At 71.7% G+C, this 7023-nt stretch carries 5 protein-coding genes; all 5 read left to right on the top strand.

What is annotated here, in order from left to right:
* Positions 1-883 (top strand): 16S rRNA (adenine(1518)-N(6)/adenine(1519)-N(6))-dimethyltransferase RsmA (gene rsmA / locus C1J00_RS35090; protein WP_102912991.1); only part of this gene is annotated, 883 nt, incomplete at its 5' end.
* On the top strand, positions 880-1782 hold the full coding sequence (locus C1J00_RS35095) for a 4-(cytidine 5'-diphospho)-2-C-methyl-D-erythritol kinase (RefSeq protein ID WP_102912992.1): 903 nt from the start codon (positions 880-882) through the stop codon (positions 1780-1782). The genes rsmA and C1J00_RS35095, both read left to right, overlap by 4 nt.
* Positions 1783-1848: 66 nt before the next feature.
* On the top strand, positions 1849-3063 hold the full coding sequence (locus C1J00_RS35100) for an ankyrin repeat domain-containing protein (protein ID WP_102912993.1): 1215 nt from the start codon (positions 1849-1851) through the stop codon (positions 3061-3063).
* Positions 3064-3133: 70 nt separating this feature from the next.
* Entirely contained in the window at positions 3134-4942 is a 1809-nt protein-coding gene (locus tag C1J00_RS35105) for an ABC-F family ATP-binding cassette domain-containing protein (RefSeq protein ID WP_102912994.1), read from the top strand.
* 191 nt (positions 4943-5133) lie between these two features.
* A complete protein-coding gene (locus tag C1J00_RS35110) occupies positions 5134-6933 on the top strand; it encodes an outer membrane protein assembly factor BamB family protein (protein WP_102912995.1) in 1800 nt (599 codons plus the stop codon).
* Positions 6934-7023 lie beyond the last annotated feature (90 nt).

Raw genomic sequence — 7023 nt, forward strand, 5'->3', positions numbered from 1 at the left:
CAGCCCCACCCCCGACGCCCTCCTGGGCCCCGCCGACATCCGCGAGCTCGCGGCAGCCCTCGGCGTACGCCCCACCAAGCAACGCGGACAGAACTTCGTGATCGACGCGAACACCGTCCGCCGTATCGTCCGCACCGCCCAGGTCCGCCCCGACGACGTGGTCGTCGAGGTCGGCCCGGGGCTCGGGTCGCTCACCCTCGCGCTGCTGGAGGTCGCCGACCGGGTCATGGCCGTGGAGATCGACGACGTGCTCGCCGGTGCGCTGCCCGCGACCATCACGGCCCGCATGCCCGAGCGCGCCGACCGGTTCGCCCTCGTCCACTCGGACGCCATGCACGTCACCGAGCTGCCGGGCCCGGCCCCGACCGCCCTGGTCGCCAACCTCCCCTACAACGTGGCCGTCCCGGTCCTGCTGCACATGCTCGACACCTTCCCGACCATCGAACGCACCCTCGTCATGGTCCAGGCGGAGGTCGCCGACCGGCTGGCCGCGCCGCCCGGCTCGAAGGTCTACGGCGTCCCCTCGGTCAAGGCCAACTGGCACGCCGAGGTCAAGCGCGCCGGTGCCATCGGGCGGAATGTGTTCTGGCCCGCGCCCAACGTCGACAGCGGCCTGGTGTCCCTGGTCCGCCGCAGCGAGCCGCTGAGGACGACGGCCTCGAAGCGCGAGGTGTTCGCCGTCGTCGACGCGGCGTTCGCCCAGCGCCGCAAGACGCTGCGGGCCGCGCTCTCCGGCTGGGCCGGATCCGCCGCCGCCGCCGAGGAGGCCCTGGTCGCCGCAGGGGTCTCGCCGCAGGCCCGGGGCGAGTCGCTGACCGTGGAAGAGTTCGCGCGTATCGCCGAGCACAAGGCGAAACCGCAGGAGGAGAAGGAGCCCGCATGAGCGTCACGGTCCGCGTCCCCGCCAAGGTCAACGTCCAGCTGGCGGTCGGCGCCGCCCGCCCCGACGGCTTCCACGACCTGGCCAACGTCTTCCTCGCGGTCGGCCTCTACGACGAGATCACGGTCACCCCGGCCGACGAGCTCCGCGTCACCTGCGAAGGCCCGGACGCCGGCCAGGTCCCCCTGGACGGTACGAACCTGGCGGCGCGCGCGGCGATCGCGCTGGCCGAGCGGTACGGGCGCAGCCCCGGCGTCCACATCCACATCGCCAAGGACATCCCCGTCGCCGGCGGCATGGCGGGCGGCAGCGCGGACGGCGCCGGCGCCCTGGTGGCCTGCGACGCACTGTGGGAGACCGGCGCCCGTCGCGACGAACTCCTCGGCATCTGCGCCGAGCTGGGCAGCGACGTGCCGTTCAGCCTGGTCGGCGGGGCGGCCCTCGGCATCGGGCGGGGCGAGCAGCTGACGCCCCTGGAGGTCGGCGGCACCTTCCACTGGGTGTTCGCGATGGCCGGGCGGGGCCTGTCCACCCCGGCCGTCTTCCGCGAGTTCGACCGGCTCGGCGAGGGCACGGACATCCCAGAGCCCGTCGCCTCCCAGGAACTCCTCGCCGCCCTCGCCAAGGGCGACCCGGACGCGCTCGCCGCCGCCGTCTCCAACGACCTCCAGCCCGCGGCCCTGTCCCTCTTCCCCGAACTCGCCGGCACCCTGGCCGCGGGGCGGGCCGCCGGTGCCCTCACCGCGCTCGTCTCGGGCTCCGGCCCGACCACCGCGTTCCTCGCCCGCGACCCGGAGTCGGCCGCCGCGGTGGCGCAGGCGCTGGTGTCGTCCGGCACGTGCAGGACGGTGCGTACGTCGTCAGGCCCGGCGCCCGGGGCGACGGTGGCAACCGCCGGTTAATCGCGTGCCCCGGCCACTGCCGGGCGCCTAAGCTCCCCCAGTTGTTCTCGGCAGGGGGGCGAAAGCGTGGAGGAACTGGTCGCGGCCGTACGGCGCGGGGACGCGGACGAGGTCACGTCGCTGCTGGAGTCCGGGGCCGACCCCGACACCCTCGCGGAGGGCCTGCCGGTCCTCTGCCTGGCCGTGGCGGCGTACGACACGGACGTGGCCGATGCGCTGCTGCAAGCCGGTGCCGACCCCCTGCGCCGGCTGCCCGACGGCAGCACCCCGCTGACGCGCGCGGTGGACGGCGGGTCGCACCTGCTGACCCACGCGCTCGCCACCGGCCGGAAACCGCTCACGCCACCGGCACGCGCGGACATGTTGGCTCGGGCCCGGCGGTGGGCCGAGGCGGGCGCGGAGACCGAGCTGCGCCGGCTCACCGGCCTCACCGGACCCGTCGAGCGGATCCGCGTCGAGGACGGTGAGATCGGCTGGTGGTGCGAGCAGCTCACGCTCGGCCTCATGACCGTGCGCGACGAGCACCGGGCCGTCCTGACGTCCATGGAGGCTTTGTACGGCATCCGCGCCCCCTTCGATGAACTGGTAGCCCGCGCCCTCGCCCACCCCGACAGGGACCACGTGGTGTGGTGCGACGTCGTGTTCACGCTCGGCCGGCGGACCGACGAGGAGACCTGGCTGTGGAGCCGGGACCTGCTCAACCACCCCGACCGGACGCACCGCCTGCTCGCCGCCGACCTCCTGCTGTCCCTGATCCTCGGAGACGTCGTCAAGGGAAGCCAGCCGTTCTGGGAACGGGGGCGGGAGCTCGTGCCCTGGGCGGAACAGGAGGAGGACGCGCAGGTGCTGGCGGTTCTCCTCCACGCGATGACCCACGACAGCGCCCCGGAGATCGAGGCCGTCGGACTGTCGCACCTCACCCACCCGGACCCTGGGGTGCGCGCACTGGTGCCGCAGACCGTGCACCGCCCCGAGAGCCTCACCACCGTGCTCACCCTGGCCCATGACGAGGACCCCGGCGTACGCGAGGCGGTGTGCCACTGGCTCGCCCACCACCGGGGGAGCGAGCCCGAGGTCGGGGACGCGCTGGTCACGCTCACCCATGACGAACGGCAGGCCATCCGCATCTGCGCGGTGTCCGGCCTGGCCGTGCGCGACGACCCGCGCTGCGTGGAGGCCGAGCACCGGATCGGCCTCCCCGACCCGGAGCTGCCGTTCGACGAGCGGCTGATGGACGTGTGCCGCTACCAGCGCCGCCGGGAAGCCGCGGACGGCGGCTGACCGCCCCGGCCGGAGCACCCCCGCGCGCGACTACCCTGGGGGGTGATCCATCCCCCTTGGCAGGAGAGTAATGGCCGTCAACCTGGTCAATGTCGAGAACGTCAGCAAGGTGTACGGCACCCGCGCCCTGCTCGACGGTGTCTCCCTCGGCGTCGCCGAAGGGGAACGCATCGGCGTCGTGGGCCGCAACGGCGACGGCAAGACCACGCTGATCCGGATGCTCGCCCGGCTGGAGGAGGCCGACACCGGGCGCGTCACGCACTCCGGCGGTCTGCGCATCGGCGTGCTCACGCAGCACGACTCCCTCGACCCCGAGGCCACCGTCCGCCACGAGGTCATCGGCGACATGGCCGACCACGAGTGGGCCGGCGTCGCCAAGGTCAGGGACGTGCTGACCGGCCTGTTCGGCGGGCTCGACCTGCCGGGGTTCCCCAAGGGGCTCGACACCGTCATCGGCCCGCTCTCCGGCGGTGAGCGGCGCCGGATCGCACTGGCCAAGCTGCTCATCGAGGACCAGGACCTGCTCGTCCTGGACGAGCCCACCAACCACCTCGACGTCGAGGGCATCGCCTGGCTGGCCAAGCATCTGCAGAACCGCAGGTCGGCGCTGGTGTGCGTGACCCACGACCGGTGGTTCCTCGACCAGGTGTGCACACGCATGTGGGACGTCCAGCGCGGTGCGGTCTACGAGTACGAGGGCGGCTACTCCGACTACGTCTTCGCCCGTGCCGAGCGCGAGCGCATCGCCGCCACCGAGGAGGTCAAGCGGCAGAACCTCGTCCGCAAGGAGCTGGCCTGGCTGCGCCGCGGGGCGCCCGCCCGTACGTCCAAGCCGCGCTTCCGCGTCGAGGCCGCCAACGAGCTCATCGCGGACGTGCCGCCGCCCCGGGACAGCAGCGAGCTGATGAAGTTCGCCTCCACCCGGCTGGGCAAGACCGTGTTCGACCTGGAGGACATCACCGTCCAGGCGGGCCCCAAGGTCCTCCTCAAGCACGTCACCTGGCAGCTCGGGCCCGGCGACCGGATCGGCCTGGTCGGTGTCAACGGCGCCGGGAAGACGTCCCTGCTGCGGGCCATGGGCGAGGCCGCTTGGTCCGACGGCGAGACCCAGCCCGTGGGCGGGCGCGTCCGCGTCGGCAAGACGGTGAAGCTGGCCTACCTCTCCCAGGAGGTAGCCGAACTCGACCCGGCCACGCGCGTGCTGGAGGCGGTGCAGCAGGTGCGCGAGCGCGTCGACCTCGGCAAGGGCCGCGAGATGACCGCGGGGCAGCTGTGCGAGACGTTCGGCTTCTCCAAGGAGAAGCAGTGGACGCCCGTCGGCGACCTGTCCGGTGGTGAGCGCCGCAGGCTCCAGCTGCTGCGCCTGCTCATGGACGAGCCCAACGTCCTCTTCCTCGACGAGCCCACCAACGACCTCGACATCGAGACGCTGACGCAGCTGGAGGACGTCCTCGACGGCTGGCCCGGCTCGATGATCGTCATCTCCCACGACCGGTTCTTCATCGAGCGCACCACCGACCGGGTGTTCGCGCTGCTCGGCGACGGCGCCCTGCGGATGCTGCCGCGCGGCATCGACGAGTACCTGGAGCGCAGGCAGCGCATGGAGGAGGCCGCTGCCGCCTCGGCCCCCGCCGCCGCGCAGCAGTCCGCCGCCCCGGAGAAGAGCGCGGCCGGACAGCGCGCCGCCAAGAAGGAGCTCCAGAAGATCGAGCGGCAGCTCGACAAGGTCTCCGAGAAGGAGACCAAGCTCCACGCCCAAATCGCCGAAAACGCCACAGACTTCGCGAAGGTCGCCGGACTGGACGCCGAGCTGCGGGAGTTGGCCGGGCAGCGCGAGCAGCTGGAGATGCGATGGCTGGAACTGGCCGAGGACGCGTGAAGGGTGCGTGAAGGCGCATAACGAGGGCATCACGGGCCGGTCCTCCCTTGGGAACAGGGGATGATCGGCCCGGTGCGCTGTCGGAACCTGGTGATACAAAGAGTCGTCTTAGAACTTTACGAAGCGACTCTGAGCCCATCGCGTACCTCAGGGCGTGGCTAAAAATCAGTGATCGAACGGGGGAGCCGCTGATGACTCAGCCGCCCAGTCAGCCACCGCACGGTGGCTTCGGTGCACCGCAGAACCAGCCGCCGCAGGGCGGTGGTTACGGGGCACCGCAGACCCCGCCACCACCGCAGGGACCGCCCCAGACGCCGCCGCCCCCGCAGGGCCCGCCGCAGCCGGGGTACGGCTACCCGCAGCAGTCCCCGCAGCAGCCCGGTCCGTACGGGCAGCCGGGACAGCCGGGCCCGTACAACGCCGGCCCCTACGGCCAGCCGCAGCAGCCGGGCCCGTACGGCCAGCCGCAACAGCCGGGCCCGTACGGCCAGCCCGGGTACGGCTACCCGACGCAGCCGCAGTACCCCGGCGCGCCCGGCACGCCGCCCGGGGGCGGCTCGAACAACCCCTTCAAGGGCAAGCCCGCCATGATCATCGGTGCCGCGGTCGCCGCGCTGCTCGTGGTCGGCGGCACCGTGTGGGCCGTCACCGGCGGTGACGACGGCAAGGGCAAGAAGAAGCCGGTCGCCCAGAAGACCGACGACGCCAAGCCCGGCTCCTCCGCCCCGGTCAACCCCGGTGACGGCAGCGGCGACGGCGGCGAGGACCCGGAGAACCTCAACCAGGGCCGCCAGGCCGGCGAGGCCAAGGTCCTCTGGTACAAGGAGGCGCCCGACGCGCCCGGCTCCGGCGCCGACGCCAACGGCATGTGGATCACCGGCAAGACCGCGGTGAAGGCCGCCTACAAGCAGCTCTTCGCCTACAACGTCGCTGACGGCAAACCCGCCTGGGACGCGATCACCTTCCCGCAGAAGATCTGCGCGACGACTCCGCAGAAGACGTCCGACGACAAGATCGTCGTCGCGTACATGAGCGGCAGCAGCGACCGCGCCAAGTGCAACCAGCTGCAGGAGATCGACCTCGGCACCGGCGAGAAGGGCTGGAAGAAAGCGGTCGCCGACGGCGCCCTGTTCGACTCCACGCGCTCCGTCGAACTGTCCATCACCGGCAAGACGCTGATGGTGGGCCGCTCCCAGTCCGGCACGGCGTACGACGTCACCAACGGCGACAAGCTCTTCGACAAGAAGAAGTACGGCAACGCCTGCTTCCCCGCCGCGTTCGCCGGCGGCGAGAAGCTGATCGCCGTCTCCTCCTGCGGCGCCGGCACGGACAAGGAGCACGACGAGCTCCAGGAGCTCGACCCCAGGACCGGCAAGGCCAGGTGGACCCAGCCGTTCGACAAGGGCTGGCGGGTCGCGCGCACCTACTCGGTCAGCCCGCTGGTCGTCTACAGCACCAACTCGGACAAGAAGGCCTGGAACATCTCCACCTTCACCTCCGGCGGCAAGTTCCGCTCGCAGGTCGGCTTCGACGAGGACTTCGCCCCCGAGTGCGGCTGGGCGATCCTCGAACGCGACCTCACGGGTTGCCAGGGCGTCGCCGTCGACGACTCCACGCTGTACCTGCCGACCAAGGCCACGTCCGGCGCCAACGAGATCGTCGCGGTCAACCTGGCGGACGGCAAGGAGAAGTGGCGAGTGAAGTCCCCCTCCGACGAGTCGATGATGCCGGTGAAGACCGAGGGCGACAAGCTCATCGCCTATGTGGAGCCGTCGTACGACGCGGGCGGGCAGATCGTGTCCATCCCGACCGGCGGCAGCAGCCACAAGCCGTCCAAACTGCTGCAGAACCCGCAGGCCGCCGCGGACATCGAGGACAGCTTCTTCTCCAAGGACGTCGACTGGGCCGACGGGCGCTTCTACATCTCGACGACCCGGCTGAGCGGCAACGACGACACGAAGGAGAAGTTGATGCTCGCCTACGGCAAGTGACTCTTCCTCCGTCGGGTTTCCCTTCGTCCGCGTCGTCCGTCCCCTTCCCCGAGGTACCCACGCCATGACCCAGCCGCCGCCTCAGCCGCC

Origin of the sequence: Streptomyces cahuitamycinicus, assembly GCF_002891435.1 — a bacterium.
GTDB classification, from domain to species: Bacteria; Actinomycetota; Actinomycetes; order Streptomycetales; family Streptomycetaceae; genus Streptomyces; species Streptomyces cahuitamycinicus.

Bases quoted from the DNA above. Each gene is read 5' to 3' on its own strand.
- C1J00_RS35095 (WP_102912992.1), top strand. From the start codon at position 880: ATGAGCGTCACGGTCCGCGTCCCCGCCAAGGTCAACGTCCAGCTGGCG.
- C1J00_RS35105 (WP_102912994.1), top strand. From the start codon at position 3,134: ATGGCCGTCAACCTGGTCAATGTCGAGAACGTCAGCAAGGTGTACGGC.
- C1J00_RS35110 (WP_102912995.1), top strand. From the start codon at position 5,134: ATGACTCAGCCGCCCAGTCAGCCACCGCACGGTGGCTTCGGTGCACCG.